Source organism: Streptomyces sp. NPDC052225, from assembly GCF_040679615.1.
Lineage (GTDB): Bacteria > Actinomycetota > Actinomycetes > Streptomycetales > Streptomycetaceae > Streptomyces.
Map to the genome: position 1 here is coordinate 104,822 of NZ_JBFAVD010000025.1, position 21,319 is coordinate 126,140.

The 21,319-nt window shown below is 71.8% G+C and carries 27 protein-coding genes and 1 pseudogene; 16 read left to right on the top strand and 12 right to left on the bottom strand.

All coding sequences use genetic code 11. The features are described 5' to 3' along the window. Positions 1-135: 135 nt before the first annotated feature. Positions 136-318, bottom strand: coding sequence for a hypothetical protein (locus AB0L37_RS30165; protein WP_365512268.1), 183 nt, complete (start codon positions 316-318; stop codon positions 136-138). Between the two features lie 118 nt (positions 319-436). On the opposite strand from AB0L37_RS30165, the gene AB0L37_RS30170 reads away from it, so the two are divergent. Continuing rightward, the gene (locus AB0L37_RS30170; RefSeq protein ID WP_365512271.1) at positions 437-862 is read left to right on the top strand and encodes a (4Fe-4S)-binding protein; all 426 of its coding nucleotides are present in this window, start codon (positions 437-439) and stop codon (positions 860-862) included. 13 nt (positions 863-875) lie between these two features. On the opposite strand, the gene AB0L37_RS30175 is transcribed toward AB0L37_RS30170, so the two are convergent. The 3 genes from AB0L37_RS30175 to AB0L37_RS30185 form a co-directional block, all read right to left on the bottom strand. Beyond that, positions 876-1,571: an HAD-IA family hydrolase gene (locus tag AB0L37_RS30175; RefSeq protein WP_365512274.1), complete on the bottom strand. Its 696-nt coding sequence runs from the start codon at positions 1,569-1,571 to the stop codon at positions 876-878. Between the two features lie 33 nt (positions 1,572-1,604). Beyond that, positions 1,605-2,288 carry a phosphatase PAP2 family protein gene (locus AB0L37_RS30180; protein ID WP_365512277.1) on the bottom strand — a complete coding sequence of 228 codons (684 nt, stop codon included), beginning with the start codon at positions 2,286-2,288 and terminating at the stop codon, positions 1,605-1,607. Positions 2,289-2,351: 63 nt separating this feature from the next. Next, positions 2,352-3,290 (bottom strand): M56 family metallopeptidase, encoded by a 939-nt coding sequence (locus AB0L37_RS30185; RefSeq protein ID WP_365512279.1) that lies wholly within the window; start codon positions 3,288-3,290, stop codon positions 2,352-2,354. A gap of 150 nt (positions 3,291-3,440) precedes the next feature. Here AB0L37_RS30185 and AB0L37_RS30190 point away from each other — a divergent pair, with 150 nt between their 5' ends. Next, complete coding sequence (locus AB0L37_RS30190; protein WP_365512282.1) at positions 3,441-3,620, top strand: hypothetical protein; 180 nt, start codon at positions 3,441-3,443, stop codon at positions 3,618-3,620. Between the two features lie 70 nt (positions 3,621-3,690). Here the strand turns inward: AB0L37_RS30190 and AB0L37_RS30195 are convergent, their stop codons facing one another. Then, positions 3,691-4,248 (bottom strand): DUF5134 domain-containing protein, encoded by a 558-nt coding sequence (locus AB0L37_RS30195; RefSeq protein WP_365512284.1) that lies wholly within the window; start codon positions 4,246-4,248, stop codon positions 3,691-3,693. A gap of 174 nt (positions 4,249-4,422) precedes the next feature. Between AB0L37_RS30195 and AB0L37_RS30200 the strand changes: the two genes are divergently transcribed. After that, positions 4,423-6,099, top strand: a complete 1,677-nt coding sequence (locus AB0L37_RS30200) for an FUSC family protein (protein ID WP_365512287.1) — start codon at positions 4,423-4,425, stop codon at positions 6,097-6,099. 28 nt (positions 6,100-6,127) lie between these two features. After that, entirely contained in the window at positions 6,128-6,670 is a 543-nt protein-coding gene (locus tag AB0L37_RS30205; protein ID WP_365512290.1) for a MarR family transcriptional regulator, read from the top strand. Between the two features lie 21 nt (positions 6,671-6,691). On the opposite strand, the gene AB0L37_RS30210 is transcribed toward AB0L37_RS30205, so the two are convergent. Next, positions 6,692-8,128: an NAD(P)/FAD-dependent oxidoreductase gene (locus AB0L37_RS30210; protein WP_365512293.1), complete on the bottom strand. Its 1,437-nt coding sequence runs from the start codon at positions 8,126-8,128 to the stop codon at positions 6,692-6,694. Between the two features lie 172 nt (positions 8,129-8,300). Continuing rightward, positions 8,301-8,693: a VOC family protein gene (locus AB0L37_RS30215; protein ID WP_365512296.1), complete on the bottom strand. Its 393-nt coding sequence runs from the start codon at positions 8,691-8,693 to the stop codon at positions 8,301-8,303. Between the two features lie 79 nt (positions 8,694-8,772). On the opposite strand from AB0L37_RS30215, the gene AB0L37_RS30220 reads away from it, so the two are divergent. Continuing rightward, positions 8,773-9,303, top strand: a complete 531-nt coding sequence (locus AB0L37_RS30220; protein WP_365512298.1) for a GNAT family N-acetyltransferase — start codon at positions 8,773-8,775, stop codon at positions 9,301-9,303. Between the two features lie 9 nt (positions 9,304-9,312). Here AB0L37_RS30220 and AB0L37_RS30225 read toward each other — a convergent pair whose 3' ends face one another. The 4 genes from AB0L37_RS30225 to AB0L37_RS30240 all read right to left on the bottom strand — a co-directional run bounded on the left by AB0L37_RS30225 (position 9,313) and on the right by AB0L37_RS30240 (position 11,527). After that, positions 9,313-9,996 carry a glycerophosphodiester phosphodiesterase family protein gene (locus AB0L37_RS30225; RefSeq protein WP_365512301.1) on the bottom strand — a complete coding sequence of 228 codons (684 nt, stop codon included), beginning with the start codon at positions 9,994-9,996 and terminating at the stop codon, positions 9,313-9,315. A gap of 149 nt (positions 9,997-10,145) precedes the next feature. Then, the gene (locus AB0L37_RS30230; RefSeq protein WP_365512304.1) at positions 10,146-10,271 is read right to left on the bottom strand and encodes a hypothetical protein; all 126 of its coding nucleotides are present in this window, start codon (positions 10,269-10,271) and stop codon (positions 10,146-10,148) included. 77 nt (positions 10,272-10,348) lie between these two features. Continuing rightward, a complete protein-coding gene (locus AB0L37_RS30235) occupies positions 10,349-10,945 on the bottom strand; it encodes a PadR family transcriptional regulator (protein ID WP_365512307.1) in 597 nt (198 codons plus the stop codon). A gap of 42 nt (positions 10,946-10,987) precedes the next feature. After that, complete coding sequence (locus AB0L37_RS30240; RefSeq protein WP_365512310.1) at positions 10,988-11,527, bottom strand: FABP family protein; 540 nt, start codon at positions 11,525-11,527, stop codon at positions 10,988-10,990. 143 nt (positions 11,528-11,670) lie between these two features. On the opposite strand from AB0L37_RS30240, the gene AB0L37_RS30245 reads away from it, so the two are divergent. The 8 genes from AB0L37_RS30245 (at position 11,671) to AB0L37_RS30280 (ending at position 18,984) form a co-directional block, all read left to right on the top strand. Beyond that, on the top strand, positions 11,671-12,795 hold the full coding sequence (locus AB0L37_RS30245; protein WP_365512314.1) for an LLM class flavin-dependent oxidoreductase: 1,125 nt from the start codon (positions 11,671-11,673) through the stop codon (positions 12,793-12,795). A 100-nt stretch (positions 12,796-12,895) separates the two neighbouring features. Next, positions 12,896-13,129 carry a hypothetical protein gene (locus AB0L37_RS30250; RefSeq protein WP_365512317.1) on the top strand — a complete coding sequence of 78 codons (234 nt, stop codon included), beginning with the start codon at positions 12,896-12,898 and terminating at the stop codon, positions 13,127-13,129. A 160-nt stretch (positions 13,130-13,289) separates the two neighbouring features. Further along, positions 13,290-14,285 (top strand): alpha/beta hydrolase, encoded by a 996-nt coding sequence (locus tag AB0L37_RS30255; protein WP_365512320.1) that lies wholly within the window; start codon positions 13,290-13,292, stop codon positions 14,283-14,285. 81 nt (positions 14,286-14,366) lie between these two features. Next, positions 14,367-15,776 (top strand): DUF6421 family protein, encoded by a 1,410-nt coding sequence (locus tag AB0L37_RS30260; RefSeq protein ID WP_365512323.1) that lies wholly within the window; start codon positions 14,367-14,369, stop codon positions 15,774-15,776. A 29-nt stretch (positions 15,777-15,805) separates the two neighbouring features. Further along, the gene (locus AB0L37_RS30265; RefSeq protein ID WP_365512326.1) at positions 15,806-16,570 is read left to right on the top strand and encodes an SDR family NAD(P)-dependent oxidoreductase; all 765 of its coding nucleotides are present in this window, start codon (positions 15,806-15,808) and stop codon (positions 16,568-16,570) included. After that, on the top strand, positions 16,567-17,637 hold the full coding sequence (locus AB0L37_RS30270; RefSeq protein ID WP_365512328.1) for a low specificity L-threonine aldolase: 1,071 nt from the start codon (positions 16,567-16,569) through the stop codon (positions 17,635-17,637). The genes AB0L37_RS30265 and AB0L37_RS30270 overlap by 4 nt, the downstream gene beginning before the upstream one ends. Before the next feature lie 86 nt (positions 17,638-17,723). Beyond that, positions 17,724-18,296: a transglutaminase domain-containing protein gene (locus AB0L37_RS30275; protein ID WP_365512331.1), complete on the top strand. Its 573-nt coding sequence runs from the start codon at positions 17,724-17,726 to the stop codon at positions 18,294-18,296. 7 nt (positions 18,297-18,303) lie between these two features. Then, positions 18,304-18,984 carry a phenylalanine--tRNA ligase beta subunit-related protein gene (locus tag AB0L37_RS30280; protein ID WP_365512333.1) on the top strand — a complete coding sequence of 227 codons (681 nt, stop codon included), beginning with the start codon at positions 18,304-18,306 and terminating at the stop codon, positions 18,982-18,984. Between the two features lies 1 nt (position 18,985). On the opposite strand, the gene AB0L37_RS30285 is transcribed toward AB0L37_RS30280, so the two are convergent. Then, complete coding sequence (locus AB0L37_RS30285; protein WP_365512336.1) at positions 18,986-19,714, bottom strand: lysophospholipid acyltransferase family protein; 729 nt, start codon at positions 19,712-19,714, stop codon at positions 18,986-18,988. 271 nt (positions 19,715-19,985) lie between these two features. Here AB0L37_RS30285 and AB0L37_RS30290 point away from each other — a divergent pair, with 271 nt between their 5' ends. The 3 genes and pseudogenes from AB0L37_RS30290 to AB0L37_RS30300 form a co-directional block, all read left to right on the top strand. Beyond that, positions 19,986-20,306 (top strand): thioredoxin family protein, encoded by a 321-nt coding sequence (locus AB0L37_RS30290; RefSeq protein WP_365512339.1) that lies wholly within the window; start codon positions 19,986-19,988, stop codon positions 20,304-20,306. A gap of 199 nt (positions 20,307-20,505) precedes the next feature. Then, positions 20,506-21,012: a flavin reductase family protein gene (locus AB0L37_RS30295; protein WP_365512341.1), complete on the top strand. Its 507-nt coding sequence runs from the start codon at positions 20,506-20,508 to the stop codon at positions 21,010-21,012. Between the two features lie 224 nt (positions 21,013-21,236). Continuing rightward, positions 21,237-21,319, top strand: a pseudogene (locus tag AB0L37_RS30300) (electron transfer flavoprotein subunit beta); the annotation flags it as partial.

Sequence of the window (21,319 nt, forward strand, 5' to 3'; positions counted from 1 at the left end):
GGCCCAGGATCGCTCCACGATGACCCACTACGACACGTACGGCACCGCCACCCACACCCCGAGCGAGCTGATCCGCCTCGTCACCAGCCGCATCGCGGTCTTCACCGAGCGAGACAGCTTCTACCGCGGCGTCCATCACCGCGCCGAGGCGCGTACGGGCGCATCGAGATCCAGCCGAACGAGGTCCCCGGGGACGACGGCGAGGACGAGCTCTACGCCGAGGAACATCCGGCGGTCCGGGTCCTCCTGCTCACCAGCACCCCGGCCCCGGACCGGTCCCTCCACGCCCGCCTGGCCGCCATCCCGGGTCTCGCCCACCTGAGCCACGAATCCTGGTGAGCCACGGCCCCTGCATGCGGCCCCCTGCATACGGCCCCGGGACATGGCCCCTGAATCTCGGCGCGCGCCCGCCCCGGAGCCTTCATAGAGTGGGCGTGTGACACGCAAGGCCTACCCCGGACATCTCGTCACCGTCTCCTTCGACGGGGCGCGGTGTCTGCACGCCGCCGCCTGCGTACGAGGGCTGCCGCAGGTCTTCGACACCGAGCGGCGGCCCTGGATCCAGCCCGACGCGGCGCCGGCCGACGAGGTCGCGGAGGTCGTGCGGCGCTGTCCCTCCGGCGCCCTGCGCTACGAACTCGTCGACGGGACAGTGGAGTTGCCGCCGGCCGCCACGTCCATCGAGCGCACGCCGGACGGGCGCCTCGTGATGCGCGGTGACCTGCGCATCCGCTGGACGGACGGCGAGAGTGAGGGCGACGGCGGAGGCGAGGCCGTCGAGGTCCGGGCCACCCTGTGCGGCTGCGGCCGGAGCGGGAACCAGCCCTACTGCGACCACGCGGGACCCTGCGGAGCCGCCTGACCCGGACCGGCCCTCACACCAGGTCGAGCACAGGCCGCAGCGCGTCGGGCCGCTCCTCCGCCGGCAGATGGTCCACGAAGTGCACCGCGCAGCCGATCGCCGCCGCCCCCGCGTCCGCGCGCCGGTCGTCCCCGACCATCAGGACGTCACCCGGCGCCGCACCGAGCGCCTCGCACGCGGTCGCGAACAGCCGCGCGTCCGGCTTGGTCACGCCGTGCCGGTACGACATCACGTACGTGTCGACGTAACGGTCGAGACCGTGAGCGACGAAGACCGGCCGCAGGTCCCAGCCGATGTTGCTCACGACCCCCACGAGGATGCCCCGCTCCCGCAGGCCTGCCAGGACGTCGGGCGCGTCGGGGTACGGGCGCCAGGCCGCCGGGTCCATGTGGCGGTCGTACAGGGCGTCGTAGAGCCGCTCGTCCGGCAGCGGCACGGTGCGCGCCAGGCCGGTGTACGCGGCGCGGTGCCGTGACGCGTCCACGTCGCGCACCGCGATGAGTTCCGTGAGGTGCTCCGGTACGACGACATGGTCCGTGGTGCCGCCGGGCAACGCTCCCGCCTCGTGCAGCCCCCGCGCCGCGCGCGTGAACTCCTCGTCGGACAGCGTCAGTTCACTGGCGTCGAGGACCGCGCGCAGCCACGACTCAGTCGACTCGATGCGGAAGAGCGTCCCGGAGAAGTCGAAGAGCACCGCTTTGATCGTCATACCGTCGATCCTGCGCGGCGCCCAACTCGCTGGTCAAGGGCGCTCGTAGGGGCCACGCCACTTCTCGTACGCGGTGGTGGACTCGGCCACGAGCAGCGCCCCGAGCAGCCAGCCGCCCAGCACGTCCGAGGGCCAGTGCACGCCCAGCCACAGCCGGGTCAGGCCGACGCCGAGCACCGAGACGGCCGATACCGCCAGCGCCGTACGCCACAGGACGGGCCCCGCCCCGGCGCGCCGCAGCAGCCACAGGACCAGGCCGCACACGACGGCCGCCGTCATCGCGTGCCCCGAGGGGAACGCCGCGTAGTGCGCCGAGTCCACCGGATCGGGCCACGTGGGCCGCGGCCGGTCGACCGCCGCCTTGAGGCCCTGCTGCACCAGCGAGCCGACCAGGCACGTCGCCGCCACCCACCCCGCGAGCACCCAGGCCCGCAGCCGCCACACGAGACCCACGACGATCAGCGAGATCAGCAGCCTCATGGTCCAGGGATCCCACACCCAGTCGGTGAGGATGCGGCTGGCGTGCGTGACGCCCGGTTCGTCGACGGCCCCCCGGTGGAGGGTGCGTACGACGTCGGAGTCCACCTCCATCAGCGGACTCCAGCGGACCGCCACGAGGACGGTCAGGAGGACGCAGGGGAGCGCGAGCGCCGCCGTCAGGGTGGTGCCGGGGCGCCGGCTGGGGCGGGTCGGGGTGTCGAGCCGTGCCGGGTGCATGGGAAAGATCCTCGCCCATCGGCCGGGGAGCGGGCCAGCAGGGCGTCGTCGCGGTGGATGGTGCTAGCCGAGTGCCCGCAATCCGGGAACGAACGTCACCAGAAGCGGGACGAGTGGAACCAGCGCCGCGGCCGCCGTCAGACGCAGCCGGCGCGCCGGGGTCAGCCGCGAAGGGGGAGCGAGCAACCGGTCCACGCGGTGCGGCAGATGTGCCTGCGGCGTGGGGCACGGGCCGCCGAACACACCGCGGTCCTCGTTCAGCTCGACCAGGGCCAGTGCGATGGTCAGCCGCCCGAAACGGCGCGACGCCACATCGTCCGCCGCCAGTTCGACCAGGTGGTGCATCTCGTCGCGGAACGCGGCGAACACCGGGACCTGCGGGAACCCGCTCGCCAGCGCGCCCGAGCAGTGCAGCAGCCAGTCGTGCCGCCAGCGCGCGTGCCCCATCTCGTGCGCGAGGACGGCATCGAGCTGACGGCCTTTCAGCCGACGCAACGCGGCCGTGGTGATGACGAGTTGAGGAGTCGCCCCGGGCAGCCACCACGCGTCGGGCCGCTCGCCCTCCAGGACCACGAGCCGATCCGATCCGGGCTCCTCGCCGGGCAACAGCGGTGAACGGACCAGGAGTTCGGCCCGCCGCCACCGGCGCCGCGTCCGCGACCTGAGCACCTCGCGCACCAGCATCGCCCCCGTCCACACCCCGCCGAGCGCGAGCGCCACGGCCACGGCCGCCGCCCAACCTCCGGTGGCGCGCAGGGCGTACGCGTCCACCACGGCATGCGGCGCGGGCGCGAACAGATGCCCGCGCACGGCCTGCCAGGCTGCCGCCGCGCTGAGCGTCATCGACAGGGCGCAGCACATGAGCACGGCCGCCACGACGCACTGCCACACCCACAGCGCGACGATCGGCTCCCGCTCGGGCCAGTCCGCCCGCGCGAGCAGGCGCGGGGCGACGACAGCGAGAAGGGTGCCGAGCAGCAACAGTGCTACGGGGACCGTCATGGCCGTCACCCTATGAGTCGCCTGCTACCCGGCGGTATGGCCCAGCCCCCCAAGTGACGCACGCCACGGTTTCCCGGTCCGCCCCGCATGCCCTTCGGCACACCGGGAACCCGTCGACCCGTACACGCACCAGCGAAAGAGGTGAGTGCCATGAGCGACCCCGGCAACACCGACTTCTACCACCGTTCCCCCGGCGCGAAGCTACCGGAGGACCGCCCCCGCGGCGGCGGCCCCACCCGCCCCGTCAAACACCGCGGCCCCCTCGCCACGGCAGCCCTCATCGCCGTGGTCGTCCTGGTGATCCTGGTCGGGATCGCGCTGTTCCCGTGAGATCGCGCCCTGATCTGCCGTGCCGGTCCCAGCCATGGCGCGGCACAACACCTCGTCCGGCGTCGTCCGCTCACATCGTGAGCAGCATCGCCACCATCCCGATCCCCATCGAGAGCCGGCACGCCCGCGCCAGCTCCGGGCGGTCGCCCCACCCCGGGGCCGGCACGCCGCCCCCGCCCGCCGGCTGCGCGACGGGTACGAGTCGCGCGCCCGACCACAGCACGTACCCGGCGAAGTAGACGAGCAGCAGTCCGGTCAGCAGGGGAGCGCCCGAGGGGGCGCCGTGGTGGGTGTGGGTCGCGGGGCGGGCCGCCATCGCCACCGCCATGTAGGCCATCGCGAACGTCCCCGCCAGATGGTGCAGGTGATGCGCCCCGGCCCGTGACGCCCACAGGGCGCGGAGCGCGGAGGCGCCGAACACCACGGCGTACAGCAGCCAGGCCCAGCGCGGTGGCGTGACGACCGCCGCCGGGACCGCCATCAGCGCCATGCCGAACCCCATCAGCGCCTCGGCGCCCGCCGTGCGGCGCTGTTCCTCGACGCCGCTGCGCATCCGCAGCAGGCAGTACGCGCCGGTCGCCGCGCAGAGCGCGACGAGCAGCCAGGCGGCCGACATCGGTCCGTGCACCGGGTCCCCCTTGTCGTCGGCTCCGGTCTCCGTACCCGGTCTAGATGCCCGGGCGCGCGGGGGCGTAAGGCGGCGCAGGGGAGCACGGGCGGTCGCGTGGGGGCGGTGAGCAGCCTCAGGGGGCGGTGCGGCAAGGCAGTGTTTTACGAGTAAAACACCTGCTAAGGTTTTTGTATGAGCAGCACACCCCCGTCCCCCCGTGCCCTGTCCGTGCCTCGTCTCCCGCTCGCCGGAGTGCTGCGTCCGAACAAGCCCGTCGACATCTGGTTCAAGCCCGCCACCAGCGCCGTCGTCGCGACCGGGATCCCGAACCTCACGCTGCTCGCCCTCGGCCGGCTCGACCTCGTGATGTACACGATGGCCGGCAGCCTGTGCGCCCTGTACGGACACAACCTGCCCTACGCCGCTCGCGCCCGCGCCCTGGCCTGGGTGGTGCTCGGCATGTTCGCGAGCGTCGCCGTCGCGCTCGTCGGCGCCTCGCTCACCTCGTCCGCCGGCGTGCTCGTCACGATCGGAGCGGTGCTCGCCGCCGCGCAGAAGGCGCTGTGCGACGCCACGCGCATCGGACCGCCGGGACATCTGATCTTCACGTTCATCAGCTCCGCCACCCTGTTCGCGCCGCAGACCCTCGGGCAGGTACCGGGGCACCTCGCGCTGCTGCTCGGCGCAGGCGCCCTCGCCTGGCTCGTGGGCATGGCCCCCGCGCTCGTCCGCCCCCACGGCCCTGAGCGCCGCGCCACCGCCCGCGCGCTGAACGCCGCCGCCGCGTACACCGAGCGGCCCGACCACGCCCCCGCCCGCGGAGCCGCCGCGGCCGCCGTGCACGCCGCCTGGCAGTCGCTGCTCGCCACCGGCGCCCGCACCCAGGCCCGCCGGGCCCTGGAGCGCCTCGTCGTACGCGCCGAGGTAGCCATCGCCGCGCCGGGCGACACCGACGCCGCACAGCTGCGCGCCTGGGCCACGGGGCTGCGCGGCTCCGGCGCCGTCCCGCGCCCCGAGCGGATCGCCGGTATGGACGACGAGCTGCTCGGCATCGAGGCCGAACTCGCCGACGGCGCACCGTCGTTGTGGCGCCGGATCGGCCCGGGTTCACCGCTGCTGCCCATCGCCCTGCGCACGTTCATCGGCTGCGCCCTCGCGGGACACGTCTCCCTCGCCCTCGGTATCGGCAAGCCGTACTGGGCCCTGGTCACCGCCGCCTCGCTGTACCAGGCCAACGTGACGCTGACCTGGAGCCGCGGCGTGCAGCGCGTCGTCGGCAACCTCGCGGGCGTGCTCGTCTTCGCCGCCGTCGCCCCGGTGGCCCACCTCAACCAGGCCGCCCTGGTCCTGTTCTGCCTCGCCTTCAACTTCGGGGCCGAGGCGCTCATCACCCGCAACTACTGGCTCGGCAGCCTCTGCGTCACGCCGATGGCGCTGCTCGTCACCGAGTTCGCCCGGTTCCAGGAGCCCGGCGAGCTGATCACCGACCGTGTGGTGGACACCCTGGTCGGCGCCGTCGTCGGCGTGGTCGCCGCCGTCGCCGTGACGAACCGCCGGGCGGGTGACCAGATCGAGCGGTCCCTGGAGCGGGTGGACGCCGCCCGGGCCGCCGCCGAGCGCACCCTCGCCCTGGCTGCCCCCGGCCACGCCGCCCTGGAGACGACCCGCCGCACCCTCGCCGCCGCCCTCGTGGAGCTGCGCGCCGCCGCCGACACCGCCGCCGGAGAATGGTGGCAGCGCGCCCTGCCCGAGGACCGGGTGGTCACCGCCGAGCAGGCCGGACACCGTACCCTCGCTGCGACGGTACGGCGCCAGGCGTCCGGCTCCGTCGACGAGAGTGCGGGCGAGCCGAGCGCCGCCCGCGGGTAGCGGTCGAGGAAGGTCCGGGCAGGCAGGCATGAGCACGCAGCGAGACACGGCACGGGCGGCAGCGCGGCCGCACGACACCGTGTCGTCCGTCGTCCAGCAGTGGAAGGCCGTCCACCCTGGCATCGACACAGGGCCGATGGAGATCATCGGCCGGATCAACCGGTGCGCCGCCCTGCTCCAGCAGGCGGAGGACGCCCCGCTGCGCCACGCGGGCCTGACCCGCTCCGAGTTCGACCTGCTCGGCACGCTGCGGCGCACCGGACGCGAGCTGACCCCCGGGGACCTCGCCCGCGAGACGTTCGCCTCCGGCGCGGCCGTCACCAAGCGCCTGAAGCAGTTGGAGGCCCGCGGCCTGGTCGTGCGCCGCGGGGACACCCGCGACCGGCGCGTCTCCCACCTGAGCCTCACCGACGAGGGCCGCTCCCTGGTCGACGAGATCCTGCCGCGGCAGCTCGCGTACGAGTCGACGGTCCTCGCGGGCCTGGACGGTGGCCGGGACACCGAACTCAGCGCGCTGCTCGGCGAGTTGCTGTCCCAGCTCGAAGGCCGCCTGGGCGGTCCGCGGGCGTGAGCCCCGCGAAAGCCGGCCGTACTACCCCTGGTTCAGCGGCAGTTCGGGCTTCTCGGGTGCCATCGACCGCCCCGCGACCTCCGCGCTGACCACCTTCTGGATCTCTTCCGGTGACAGATAGGCGTCCGTCATCTCGAAGTCCTTGAGGGTGGCCGGCCGGTGCCGCTGGAACCCGGTGCGCACGAAGTCGTCGCCCGCGACCGCGTTGAGCCCCCAGTTCGCCGCGGTACGGAACCGGGCCGTCAGCGTGCGCAGCGCCCCCAGGTGGTAGCCGCGCGCGACGATCTGCGCCGGGAGCCCGGTCAGCTGCACGCCCATCGGCTTCGACACGGCCTGGATGCCGCCCAGGTCGACGACGAGGCCGAGGTCCTTGTGGCGGTACGGGGCGAGCGGCGTGCCGCGCACCGCCGCGAGGACGTTGCGGGCCGCGGCCCAGCCCTGCCGCATCGCGTGCTGGGCGGTCGGCGGGCAGATCGCGTCGCCGCCCTTGGCGACGTCGGGGACGGCCGCCGCATCACCGAGCGCGAACACACCGTCGAGGCCGGGCACGGTCAGCTCCGGAGTGACGACGAGCCTGCCCCGGTTGGTCTCCGCGCCGAGCGTCGCGATCAGCGGACTCGGCGCGACACCGGCCGTCCAGATCAGCGTGTGGCAGGGCAGTTCCCGGCCGTCGGTCAGCGTCACGGTGTCCTCGGTGACCTTGGCGACGGACACCCCGAGCGACACGTTCAGGCCGCGGCGTTGCAGGATCGCCATCGCCTTGTCGCCGAGCCGATCGCCGAGTTCCGGCATCAACTTCGGTGCCACGTCGACGAGATGCCACTTGATGTCGCGCGGATCGAGCCCCGGGTACCGCTTCACCGCGGCGGTCGTCAGACGCTGGAGATACGCGGCCGTCTCCGTCCCCGCGTACCCGCCGCCGACGACCACGAACTGCAGCCGTGCCTCCCGCTCGGCCGGGTCCGAGCTGGCCGCCGCCAGGTCCAGCTGGGAGATCACGTGGTCCCGGATCCAGGCGGCCTCGGCGAGCGTCTTCACGCCGACCGCGTACTGGTCGACACCCGGGATGTCGAACTGCCGGGTGACACTGCCCGGCGTCAGCACGAGGTGGTCGTAGCGCTCGACGGTCGTCTCGCCGTTGATCTTCCGTACGACGACGGCCTTCGCCTTCGGGTCCACGCCGACGGCGCCGCCCGGGATGATCGAGGTCCGCCGCAGCATCCGGCGCAGCGGCACGGCCACGGACTGCGGCGTGAGGACGCCGGACGCGACGTGGGGGAGCAGCGGCAGATACAGCTGGTGGTCCATCGGTGAGATCAGCTTGAGGACCGCCTCGCCGGGCTTCAGCTCCTTCTCCAGCTTGTGGGCACACTCCATCCCGGCGAACCCACCGCCCACGATCAGGATCCTGGGCACGGTCGAGGTACGGGGGGTGTTCGTGTTCCGGGGAGTGGTCATCTCGGATCTCTCCTGGGCTGGACGGTGTGCGGACAGGCGAGGAGCGTTGCCGGTCATAGGTATCCGAATCGGCGCCGCCGAATCCCGTCACTCAGCGCCATCCTCCGGCGTACGGGACGAAGCCGCACGTCAGCGTGGTCCGCCAGGTCGACTTTTCAAGATATCGACATTCCTAGATCCCGGGCCGGTACCGGATCGGATGGCGCTCCGGCACCTCCACGAGGACGATCCGGCAGCCGTCCGGGTCCGCGATCCACATCTCGACGAGCCCCCACGGCTCCGCGACCGGCTCCCGCAGCACCCGCACCCCGGCCGCCACGAGCTCCTCGTGCGCCGCCCGCACGTCCGCCACCTGGAGCCACAGCTGCACCCCGGGCGCCGCGGGTTCCTCCGCCCGCCCCGACACCTCCAGGAACCCGCCGCCGAGGAAGTACACCGTGCCCCGCTCGGGCCCGGTCCCGAACTCCCGGTAGACGGCGAGCCCCAGCGTCTCGCCGTAGAACGTGCGCGACCGCTCCGGATCGCCGGGACGGATCAGAACCCTGCTGCTCAGTACGTGAACCATGCCGACGCACACTAGTGCGGCCGGGTTAACCTCGACGGCGCCGACAGGCCCACAGCCGTACGAGATCGGAGAGCACTCCATGACCGCCGCCCTGACCTACCGTGATGCCGTCCCCGAGGACGTCGACGTGCTCGTCGCGCTCGTCGAGTCGGCCTACCGCGGGGACTCCAGCCGCACCGGCTGGACCACGGAGGCGGACATCCTGGAGGGGCAGCGCACCGACCCCGAGGGCGTGCTCGACGTCATCAAGGACCCCGACAGCCGGCTGCTCACCGTGGAGCGCGACGGCACGGTCGTCGCCTGCTGCCAGCTGGAGCACCGCGGGGACCACGCCTACTTCGGGATGTTCGCCGTCAGCCCGGCCCTCCAGGGCGCCGGACTCGGCAAGGAGATCATCGCGGAGGCGGAGCGCGCGGCGGCCGCGACGTGGGGCGTGCGCGAGATGCACATGACCGTGATCTCCGTACGCGAGGAACTCATCGCCTGGTACGAGCGCCGCGGCTACCGCCGTACGGGAAAGATGAGCCCCTTCCCGTACGGCGACGAGCGCTTCGGCATCCCGCAGCGCGCGGACCTTCAGTTCGAGCTGCTGGTCAAGCCGCTGGTGTGACGGCCCGCGTCACGCGGTGAAGCGGCCGGTGCGCTTGATCTCGGGGTAGTCGGTGGTCGCCCCGTCCAGACCGAGCGCCCGTACGAGACGCAGGTCGTCCTGGGTGTTCACGACCCAGCCGATGATCCGCAGGTCGGCCTTGCGGGCGTGCTCCACGATCTCCTGCGTCAGACGCCGGATGTTGAGCACGAGCGTCGTCGCGCCGACGGCCTGCGCCCGCTCCACCACGTCCGTGCCGTAACGGCTGGCGACCAGCGCCGTGCGGACGCCGGGCACGAGCCGGGCGATCTCCGCGACCGCCTCGTCGTGGAACGAGATCACCTCGACGCGGTGCACCAGATCGCGGCGGAGCATCACCTCGGCGAGCGCCCGCGCCGCCGCCGTCGTCTTGATCTCCGCCTGGAGCGGGGCGCTGACCGCGTCGAGCACCTCCTCGAAGACCGGCACCCGCTCCCCGCGCCCCGCGTCGAGCGTGCGCAGCTCGGCGAGGGTCTTCTCGGCGATCGGCCCCTTGCCGTCGGTCGTGCGGTCCACATCGGCGTCGTGCATGACGACGAGGGCGCCGTCCTTGCTCAGGTGCAGATCGAGTTCGATGAGGTCAAGGCCCTCGCGCTGCGCGGCGACGAAGGACCGGAGGGTGTTCTCGGGTTCGACACCCATCACTCCGCGATGCCCGATGGTGAGGAAGTTCAAGGTCGTCTCGCTTCCGTCGACGGCTGCTCGACTTGGAAGCTTAGGGCCTGTCCGGAGGATCAGGTCGCGGCTTGGGCGCCCCGCACCTTGTTGCGCCGCAGATGCGCGTGGCTGATCCCGCGTCCGCGGCAGGATCCTCCGGGCAGGTCCTAACGGTGCGACTCGGCGACGGAGCCACTGCGGCGCGGGTGAGTGGAGTCGCCCGCTCTGGCGCCGACGACGCCGAGGATCAGTCCGGTGATGACGGCGGCGACGAGGACGGCACGGGTGCTCACGGCTGACGCACTCCCAGCGGTACGGGACAGGAACCCGGCCCGTCCTACCCGCACGGTCACCGCCGGCGCGAGTCTCGTCACTCGGCGGTGGGCGCGTCGGGGGCGGCGTTGACGGTGCCGTGCGCGAGGGCGTCGAGGTCCGCCAACATGCCCTGCGTCAGCTCCACTTCGGAGACCAGATGGCGTTCGCTCCAGCGCAGCGCGATCTGCGGATGCGCCCACGCCTCCACACCGTCGGCCCGCGCCAGCGCATCGCGCACCTCCTTCAACTCGCCCTCCGCGTGCGCCAGATGCTCCTCGACGAGAGCGCGAAGCCGCTCCGGAGCGGCGAGATGGCCGAGCCACACGCGCAGGACCACCGGGTGCCTGAGCGAGACGGCGCCCACGTCCTCACCGCCGGCCGCCCACGCGGCGAGCGCGTCCCGGCCCGCCTCCGTGATCGCGTACGCCCGCTTCGCCCGCGGCTCCTCGGGCCCCGAACGCCGCGACGTCACGTATCCGAGCCCTTCGAGGCGGCGCAGCTCCGCGTAGATCTGGCTGAAGGCGGGCGCACCGTAGAAGAAGCGCAGCGAGGCGTCCGCCCACTTCTTCAGCTCGTAGCCGGTCCGCTCACCGGGGAAGGACAGCAGGCCGAGCACGGCCCAGGCGGTCGGCGGCAGCGGCGAGTTCGGCATGGGTCCGCATTGAAGTGAGCGGGGGCCGCGGGCGCAAGAGGCCTACGCGCGCCGCAGTCGGGCTGCGAGGTGGTGCTGCGACGGCTGCCCCATCGCCGCCATGTCGTGCGTGAACGCCAGAGTGCTGTCGTCCTCCAGGGTGTAGCGGCGGCGGGTCGACTCCACGTCCTTGGCGGTCGGCGTGCAGGCCACCTGGTGCGAGGCGAGGTCGACGGCGCCCTCGGCCGCGCTGCCGACGGCGATCTCCGCGATGCCGGTGGGCTGCGTGATCAGCGCCTCCACGCGCCCGTCGGGCTGCATCCGCCACCAGCCGCTCTCGCGCGCGGCGGGCCGCACGGGCGCGTCGTCGCCGTCGATCAGCCAGGCGCGTGCCTCGTAGTGCAGGAAGGGGCGGCCGTCGTGGCTGAACGTGACTTCCTGCGCGTACGTGAACTCCCCGTCGATCGTGGGGTATTGACCGCTCCCGCGGCCCCGCCAGGTGCCGAGCAGGCCGAGTACGGGTGCCAGGTTGGCGTGCGGCGCGGGCGCTCCGTCCGGACGGAGGCTGTCGCGGTACGGGTAGTCGGGGGCGGGGTCGAACACGGGTGGCTCCTGGCGGTCGGTCGGGCGGCGTACTGGGGGGCCAGGGTATGCGGGGCGCGCAGCGTCGTACGTCTTCCCATCTCTGACGGTTCGTCATATAGCTATTAGTCATATGGAGGTGCCACCGACCCCCGGGAGCCACCGTGAAGTTCTCCGTCATCTTCGAGGCCCAGCTCGCCGACCCCACCGTCGAGCGGGAGCACCAGCTCTTCCACGACTGCGTCGAACAGGCCATCCTCGCCGAGGAGATGGGGTTCGACCGGATCTGGGCGGTCGAGCACCACTCCCTGAAGTGGTACGCCCACATGTCCGCCCCCGAGATCTTCCTGACGTGGGTCGCGGCCCGCACGTCCCGCATCCGCATCGGGCACGGCGTGGTCTGCATGCCGTTCCGGTTCAACCACCCGGCGCGCGTCGCCGAGCGGGCGGCCACCCTCGACCTGCTCTCCGGCGGCCGGCTCGACCTCGGCGCGGGCCGCGGCGGCACGGTGCAGGAGACGTCCTTGTGCGGCGTCGACAGGGAGCGGACGGCCCAGGAGGTCGAGGAGGCGCTGCGGATCATCGGAAAGGCCTGGGAGAAGGAGGAGTTGGAGCACCACGGGCCGCTCCTCGACATCGACCCGCACCCGATCCTGCCCCGCCCGGCGCAGACCCCGCACCCTCCGCTGTTCCTCGCGTGCAGCCGTACGGACACGCTGCGCCAGGCGGCCGAACTAGGCGTCGGCGCCCTGGTGATGGGCTTCGCGGGGCCCGAATCGATCGCGGAGATGCGCGGGGCCTACGACGCCGCGATCGCCGCCCGCACCCCCGAACGCTTCGTGTCGTCCGTCGTCAACGACCACTTCTCGGTGCTGTGCCCCACGATCGTCCTGGACGACGGCGAGCGCGCCCGCGGCATCGGCATCCGCGGCCAGCGCTTCTTCGCGCAGTCGATCGGGCACTGGTACGGGGGAGCGGGCATCCCCGACGAGGCGGTCGTCGACGGCGCGGACGAGGCGGCGGAGATGAGCCGGGCCGCGGAACAGGTCGTGGCCCGGCTCAACGAACAGCACATCCCGGTCCGCCCGACGGCGACGGCCACGTTCAACGCGGACCACGCGTACGGCACCGCCGCCGACGCCATCACCTACGTGGAACGCCTCCGGGACGCCGGCGCGGACGAGATCATGTGCCTGATCCAGATGGGGACGGTGCCGCAGGAGGCGTGCATGGAGACGCTGCGGCAGTGGGGGGAGACGGTGATCCCGTATTTCCGGCGGGCGTTGTGACGCAAGGGCCAGAAGGGCCGGAGGGCCGAACGGGGATCCCGTGGAGGCGAGGGTGCGCTGCGGCGCCGATAGACGAGCACCACGTGGCGCGGTCCGTGAATTGTTCGCAGTCGACACCGAGGTCGCCCACCTCGGACTCGCGATCACGGTCGTCGTTTGCGTCGTCATCGGCGTCGTCGGGACGCCCGAGGCCGGCGCCGTGGTCGGGGCGGTCTTCGCCGCCTGGTTTCTGCCGGCGCTCGGCTTCGACTTCCTCACCGGAAGGGGTGGCCCCGCCGCCTTTCTGAGGGCCTACAAGGCCACCTTCTGGTGGGCGGACCGGATCTCGCCGTAGAGCGCCGTCAAGCCGCTGCTCCGTGCTGCAGCCGACGGACCCCCGGCGTGATCCCGGTCGGTCATCGGCAGCCCGGCGGTGCCCCTTCCCTTCTTCGCCGCGCCCCGCCACCCTCCGCCTCGACCCGAACCCCGAATCCGAACCCGACCTGGAGGCCCTCATGGCCGACACCCCCGACCGGCTCGACCCCGCAGCCCGGCCCCTCGTCGACGCGATCGCCGCCGTGTTCCCCGACCTCGGCGGCACGGTCACCGATGCCGTCGAAGCGCGGCGGATCCTGCGGGAGGCGCCCGAGTCGCCGTTCCCGGTGCCCGTCGTGGGCGGTGTCGAGGAGCGGGAGATACCCGGGCCGCCGGGCGCGCCCGGGATTCCCGTACGGATCTACCTGCCGGAGGCGACGGATGCGGGGCGGCCCGTCGTCGTGTTCTTTCATGGTGGCGGGTGGGTCATCTGCGATCTCGACAGTCATGACGGCACCGCGCGCGGGCTGTGCCGCGACGCCGGGGCCGTCGTGGTCTCCGTCGACTACCGGCTCGCCCCCGAGTCCCCGTTCCCGGCCGCCGTCGAGGACGCGTACGCCGCCCTGTGCTGGACGGCCGAGCATGCCGCCGAACTGGGCGCGGACCCGGGCGCGTTGAGCGTCGCGGGGGACAGCGCCGGAGGGAATCTCGCCGCCGTCGTCGCGCAGATCGCGCGGGCGCAGGGCGGCCCTGGGATCGCCCGGCAGATCCTTGTCTACCCCGCCACCGACGCCCGCCAGAAGTCCGGCTCCTTCGACGCCAACGCCACCGGCTACTTCCTCACCGCAGCCCACTGCGCCTGGTTCCGCGAGCAGTACCTCGGAGCCGAGGGCGATCCCGCCCACCCGCACGTCTCCCCGCTGCTCGCCGACGACCTCACGGGACTGCCGCCCGCCCACATCGTCACGGCCGGCTGCGACCCGCTGTGCGACGAGGGGCAGGCCTACGCGAAGGCGCTGCGCGCGGCGGGCGTCCACGTCACCGAGAGCCACTTCCCGCACATGTTCCACGGCTTCTTCGGCTTCCCCGATCTCCTGGAGGACGCCCGCCGCGCACGGACCGATGTGGCGCAAGTCATCGTTTCGAGCGCCCGCGACAGGAAAAACGACGGTGGATCAGGGGGTGGCGCAGGATAATTTCCCGAGGCTCCCCTTGTGGTGGAGAACCTCGCACGCATACGGTGTCCATACGCGAGGTTCTCCCGTGGAGGATGGGACATGACGGAAATTCTTGTGCAGGCGGCTTCGGAGGGCATCGTTCCTCCGGCCCAGGCGGCGGGCGACAGGGTGGTGGAGCACCCGGCCTGGCCCGTGCTCAAGGACGCCGTGGAGGAGATCAGGACCTGGCAGAGCAAGGACGGGTCGATCGACCTCGACGCCGAGGGCGCCCCCGCCAGGGCCACCGTCGAACTGGCCGTGGACCGTGTCATATCCGCCGTGGAGCAGCTCGCCCCGCTGCTGCCGCACGACGCCGAGTACCACAAGGCGCTCGTCGGCGACCTGCGCCGCTGGGCCGACGACGGTTTCCAGGTGCCCGACTTCCTGGACTCGCTGCTCGCCTTCCAGCCGGCCGCCCAGCGCCGTGACGGGCTCCAGCACCTGGTGCTCTTCCCGATGTACACACAGAACGGCAACCCGGACCGGAACATGGAAGCCGTCGTGCTCCGCATGGTCTGGCCCGACTGGCTGGCCGAGCTGGAGGCCACCCGCTACGACAACCCGCTGTTCTGCGGCATCACCTTCGAGGACTTCACGTCCGGGTACGACACGAACTCGGCGGTGCTCTTCCCCGAGACGATCGCCGTGCGCGAGGCGCCCGAGCGGTTCTCCTGGGGCGGCATCTTCTGCGACCGCGAGGCGGCCCGCTTCCGCCGTGTCACCGAGGCCTCCGTCGAGATCCTCGGTCTCGAACTGCCCGACGACATCCGGGAGATGGTCGGCGACCAGGACCGCTGCCAGCAGGCGTTCGTGCTGTGGGACATGGTCCACGACCGCACGCACAGCCACGGCGACCTGCCGTTCGACCCGTTCATGATCAAGCAGCGCCAGCCGTTCTGGATGTACGGCCTCGAAGAGCTGCGCTGCGACCTCACCGCCTTCAAGGAGGCCGTGAAGCTGGAGGCCGACGGCTTCCCGCAGGGCCGCGACGTCCAGTACGCCGTGCTCTTCGACCGCATGTTCCGCTTCCCGGTCACCGGCGAGCGCGTGCGCAACTACGACGGCCTCGGCGGCCAGCTCCTCTTCGCGTACCTGCACAAGCACGACGTGGTGCGCTGGACGGACAACAAGCTGCACATCGACTGGGACCGCGCCCCCGAGGTGACGAACCAGCTGTGCGCCGAGATCGAGACGCTCTACCGCGACGGCATCGACCGCCCGAAGCTGGTCCACTGGTTCGCCGCGTACGACCTGGTCTCGACGTACCTCGCCCCGCACCCGGGATCGCGCTGGGCCAAGGGCCCCGACGCCCTGGACACCTCGCTGCCGCCGCGCAAGCTCGTGGACGACGTGCTTCCGGACGAGTTTCCGCTCAGCATGTTCTATGAGGCCCTTTCCAAGAAGCTGAAGAACGTGATCGCCTCGACGAAGGGCATCACCGCGGCGGACGCCGAGCGGGTGGCCGCGTGAGCAACCCCGTACAGCAGGAGGCGACTGCCATGACCGAGACCACCGAGGTCACCAGGGACACGCTGGACGGTGCCGTGATCGCGGTCGCCGGTGCCGCGGGCCCGGCCGGGCGCGCCACGCTGCGTCGGCTGGCCGAGGCGGGTGCCACCGTCGTCGGCGCCGACGCGGACCCCGAGCGCCTGGCGGCGGCCGTCGACGAGGCGCGCTACGCGCACGGCGGCGCCACCGTCATCGGCGACACCGTCGATCTGCTCGACCTGCACGCCACCCGTGACTGGGCGGGGCGCGTCGAGAAGGACTTCGGCCGGGTGGACGGCGTCGTCCACCTCGTCGGCGGCTGGCGCGGCGGCGCCACGTTTGCCGAGACCGACCTCGCCGACTGGGACCTGCTCGAAAAGCTCCTGATCCGCACCGTCCAGCACACCTCGCTGGCCTTCCACGACGCGCTCTCCCGCAGTGACCGCGGCCGTTACCTGCTGATCAGCGCCGCGGGCGCCTCCAAGCCGACCGCGGGCAACGCCGCGTACGCCGCCTCCAAGGCCGCCGCGGAGGCGTGGACCCTCGCGCTCGGCGACGCCTTCCGCAAGGCGGGGGGCGAGGCCGGACCGCAGCAGGCGGCTGCGATCCTGGTGGTCAAGGCGCTGGTGCACGACGCGATGCGCGCGGAGCGGCCCAACGCGAAGTTCGCGGGCTTCACCGACGTCAAGGAGCTGGCCGAGGCCATCGCCGGCGTCTGGGACCGGCCCGCCGCCGACCTGAACGGGACCCGTCTGTGGCTGACCGAGAAGCCGTGAACCCTCCGAAGACCGACGCCCGCAGGCACCACGACCCCACCGTCCGGGGCTTCGCGAGCGACAACTACGCGGGGGCCCACCCCGAGGTGATGGCGGCCCTCGCCCTCGCCAACGGCGGGCACCAGGTCGCGTACGGCGAGGACGACTACACGGACCACCTCCAGCAGATCATCCGCAGCCACTTCGGCCCCACCGCCGAGGCGTTCCCGGTCTTCAACGGCACGGGTGCCAACGTCGTCGCGCTCCAGGCGGTCACCGACCGCTGGGGCGCGGTGATCTGCGCCGAGTCCGCGCACATCAACGTGGACGAGGGCGGCGCCCCCGAGCGGATGGGCGGCCTCAAGCTGCTCACCGTGCCGACGCCGGACGGCAAGCTCACCCCCGAGCTCATCGACCGGCAGGCGTACGGCTGGGACGACGAGCACCGCGCGATGCCGCAGGTCGTCTCGATCACGCAGTCCACCGAGCTGGGCACGCTCTACACGCCGGAGGAGATCCGCGCGATCTGCGACCACGCCCACGAGCGGGGCATGGTGGTGCACCTGGACGGCTCGCGGATATCCAACGCGGCGGCGTCGCTCGACGTCCCGATGCGGACGTTCACGAACGCGGTCGGCGTCGACATCCTGTCGCTGGGCGGGACGAAGAACGGCGCGCTGTTCGGCGAGGCCGTCGTCGTCCTCAACCAGGACGCCGTGCGCCACATGAAGCACCTGCGCAAGCTGTCGATGCAGCTCGCCTCGAAGATGCGCTTCGTGTCGGTGCAGTTGGAGGCCCTGCTGGCCAAGGACCTGTGGCTGCGCAACGCCCGGCACGCCAACGAGATGGCACAGCGCCTCGCCGAGGGCGTACGCGCCGTCGACGGAGTGGAGATCCTCTACCCGGTCCAGGCCAACGGCGTCTTCGCCCGCCTGCCGCACGACGTCTCCGAGCGTCTGATGAAGAAGTACCGCTTCTACTTCTGGGACGAGGCGGCCGGCGACGTCCGCTGGATGTGCGCCTTCGACACCCACGAGGACGACGTCGACGGGTTCGTCGCCGCCCTCAAGGAGGAGATGGCACGCTAGCGAGCACAGCATGCGTAGCGCATAGGTATGCGATCGACCGCAAAGTCATTGACGTGCGGTCGGTCGCTTTCCTATGCTCGCGTGCCATGCAGCTGATCCAGAACGACCCTGATCTGTCCGCGTATTTGGCGGCCGACGACGCCATCGACCATCACCATCCGCTCGTACGGGAGACCGCGGCGCGCCTCGCCGAATCGGCGGACGATTCATATGCATACGCCCGCGCCGCCTTCGAGTTCGTGCGCGACACCATCCCGCACTCGGCCGACAGCGGCGACATGCGGGTCACCTGGCGGGCCTCCGACGTGCTGGCGCAGCGCACGGGCATCTGTCACGCGAAGGCCCACGCACTGGCCGCGCTGCTGCGGGCCGAGGACATCCCGACGGCGCTCTGCTACCAGAAGTTCGAGATGCTGCACGGCCTGGTCGCCGTACGGTTCCACGGCGCATGGCACCGTCTCGACGCGCGGGGCAACAAGCCGGGCGTCGACGCGCAGTTCAGCCTGGGGGAGGAGCGGCTCGCCTTCCTGCCCGATCCGGAGTCCAATGAACTGGACTATCCGGTGTTGTACGCTGAACCTCACCCGGCGGTTCTCGCTGTCATGAAGACCGCTCCCGACCGGCCGTACCTGTGGGAACACCTGCCCAAGGAACTGTGAGAAGACGATGCAGCTCACCGTCAGCGACGACGTCCGCGCGCTCGCGCCCGGCTTTCACCACATCGCCATCGAGGCGTACGACCTCGTCAACACGCCCAGCACGGACGGGACATCGGCCCTCCTCGACGACGCGGCACGCCGCCTCGCCGCGCGCCTCGACGGGCGTGCGCCGCAGGAGGACCCGCACATGGTGGACTGGCGCGCCGCCTACACCGCCTTCGGCGCCAAGCCGAACCGGACCAGGAACTCGGCCGAGGCGCTGGCGAAGCGGGCACTGAGCGACGCGGGGCTGCCCCGGATCAACACCCTGGTCGACGTCTACAACGCGATCAGCGTCGCCCACCTGATCCCGGTCGGCGGCGAGGACCTGGACCGTATCCAGGGCGGCATGCGGCTCATCCGCGCGACGGGGACCGAGGACTTCGTGACCGTCGCCTCGGGCGAACAGGTCGTGGACCACCCGGAAGCGGGCGAGGTCGTCTGGTGCGACGACGCGGGCGTGACGTGCCGCCGCTGGAACTGGCGGCAGGGCCCCCGCACCTGCCTCGACGACACCTCGACGAACGCCCTGTTCCTGCTGGAAGGGATGGGCGAGCACGCGGGCCTCGATGCGGCGGGCGCCGAACTGGCCGAACTGCTCCAGAAGTTCAGCCCCGGCGCCCGCATCACCGTGCACCCCGCGGTGTGACTCAGCCGGCCTCGGCGGCCTTGACCTCTTCCGGCGTGGGCGCCGTGCCGCCGAGGTGCGCCGGCATCCACCAGGTGTCGTCCGGACCCTTGGGGCGTACGGGGTAGGCGCGCTGCGCCGCTTCGAGCAGCTCCTGCACATGGCCGCGCAGGCGGCGCGTGATCGCACCCGCGTACTGGTCGGTCGGGGCCTCCATGGGCTCGCCGACGCGGATCGTGACCGGGATGTGCTGGCGCTTGAAGTTGCGCGGACGGCCCTTCGTCCACAGCCGCTGCGTGCCCCACAGCGCCATCGGCACCAGCGGCACCCCGGCCTCCTGCGCGAGGCGCACGGCGCCCGTCTTGAAGCTCTTCAGCGTGAACGACTCGGAGATCGTCGCCTCGGGGAAGACGCCCACGACCTCGCCGGAGCGCAGCGACGCCAGCGCGTGCTGGTAGGCGTGCTCGCCCTGCGCGCGGTCCACGGGGATGTGCTTCATGCTGCGCATCAGCGGACCGGAGACCTTGTGCCGGAACACCGACTCCTTGGCCATGAAGCGGACCAGGCGCTTCTGGGGCAGCGCAGCGAGGCCGTCGAAGATGAAGTCCAGGTAGCTGATGTGGTTGCTGACCAGGACGGCACCGCCCGAGCGCGGAATGTTCTCCGAGCCCTTGCAGTCGATCTTCAGGTCGAGCGCCTTGAACAGGGTGAGGGCGGCGCCGATGACCGGACGGTAAACGAGCTCTGCCATGGAGGGGGTGGGCCCTTCTTAAGTCCGTGGGGAGCTCTTCCGGAGGCTTCCGGAAGAGCGGGCTCCCTGCGGTAAGTTACGCAGCCGTAGGTTTTCCGGCTTGCGCAGATCGTGCCCCAAGAACGGCTGAGTGACCAGTCCTGGTTCCGGCCGCGCGCGAGATCCTTGTCACGTCATCGGTCACGTCATCGGGAATCAGTGCGGACGATCGCGTGCTGGACGAGAGACGAGGGATTCGTCCGGGAAGCGCCCGGGAAGCAGGAGGAGCAGGGTGACCGTGGGTGAAACGACGCTCGACGCCGGGCAGTTGGGCGCGGAGCTGGGAGAACGGGCGACGCTCGTCCAGTTCTCCAGCGCGTTCTGCGCCCCGTGCCGGGCCACCCGGCGCGTCCTCGCGGAGGTCGCGGCCATGGTGCCCGGTGTCGCGCACATCGAGATCGACGCCGAGGCCCGGCTCGATCTCGTACGGCAGGTCGGTGTCGTGAAGACCCCCACCGTCCTGGTCCTCGACGGCCGCGGCCGCGAGGTGCGGCGGGCCGCCGGGCAGCCGCGCCGGGCCGATGTCATCGCCGCGCTGGGGCAGGCCGTGTGAGCGGCCGTGACGCATCTCCCACATGACGGAACGCACTTGACTGCACGCAGCACGTATCGTCAGTCTGACCGTATGCCCTCGGAAATCCTTCTCTACCAGCGGGTCCACGTGGACCTCGCGCGCTGTTCGAGCGACCGCTGTCCCGGCTCCTGACGCAGCCAAGGACCTTGCTCGAAACCTCCGGCAGAAGGACAACTCCATGACGGCCACGCCCGATCTGCGCTCCGCCCGGCCCGCCTCGCCCGACCTCCTCCGCTCGGTCTTCCGGCAGCACGCCGCCGGTGTCGCGGTGATCACGGCCGCCGGCCGCGCCCCGGTCGGCTTCACCGCCACCTCGCTCACCTCGGTCTCGGCGGAACCCCCGGTCATCTCCTTCGGTATCGGCCTGGGTGCCTCCAGCTGGCCCACCGTCGCCGAGGCCGGCCATGTCGGCGTCCACATACTCGGCGAGCACCAGGCCGACCTCGCGGGCACGTTCGCCAAGAGCGGCGCGGACCGCTTCGGCGCCCCCACCCGCTGGTTCGAGGGCCCCGAGGGCGTGCCGATCCTCCACGGCGTCCTCGCCTGGCTCGTGTGCCGCGTCATCGCGCGCGTGCCCGCGGGAGACCACCGCATCGTGCTGGCCGAAGCCGTGTGCGGCGACCCGGCGGGCGCGGGCCGGCCGCTCGTCTACCACCAGGGTCGCTTCAACGCCCTGCGCGACTGAGAGTTCCTGTGCCGCGCGATTACTCAGCGTTGGCAAGGTCACAGTTCAAAGCGCTTGCTTAGTGGGCATGAACTGGGTGTACTGACGAGTAACGTTTCGTTCGGAGCGCGGGCCGCCCCGACCGGAAGAGTCCGCTTCGGCCGCCTATGCTGCCTGCTAGAAGACGTGGTCAGTTGCAGCAGCTGGGCCGCCCAGTAAAAGACGATTGCAGTAGGAGAGCCGGCGTGAGCTTGAGGATCGTTGTCACCGTGAAGTACGTGCCGGACGCGACGGGGGACCGGCATTTCGCCGATGACCTGACGGTGGA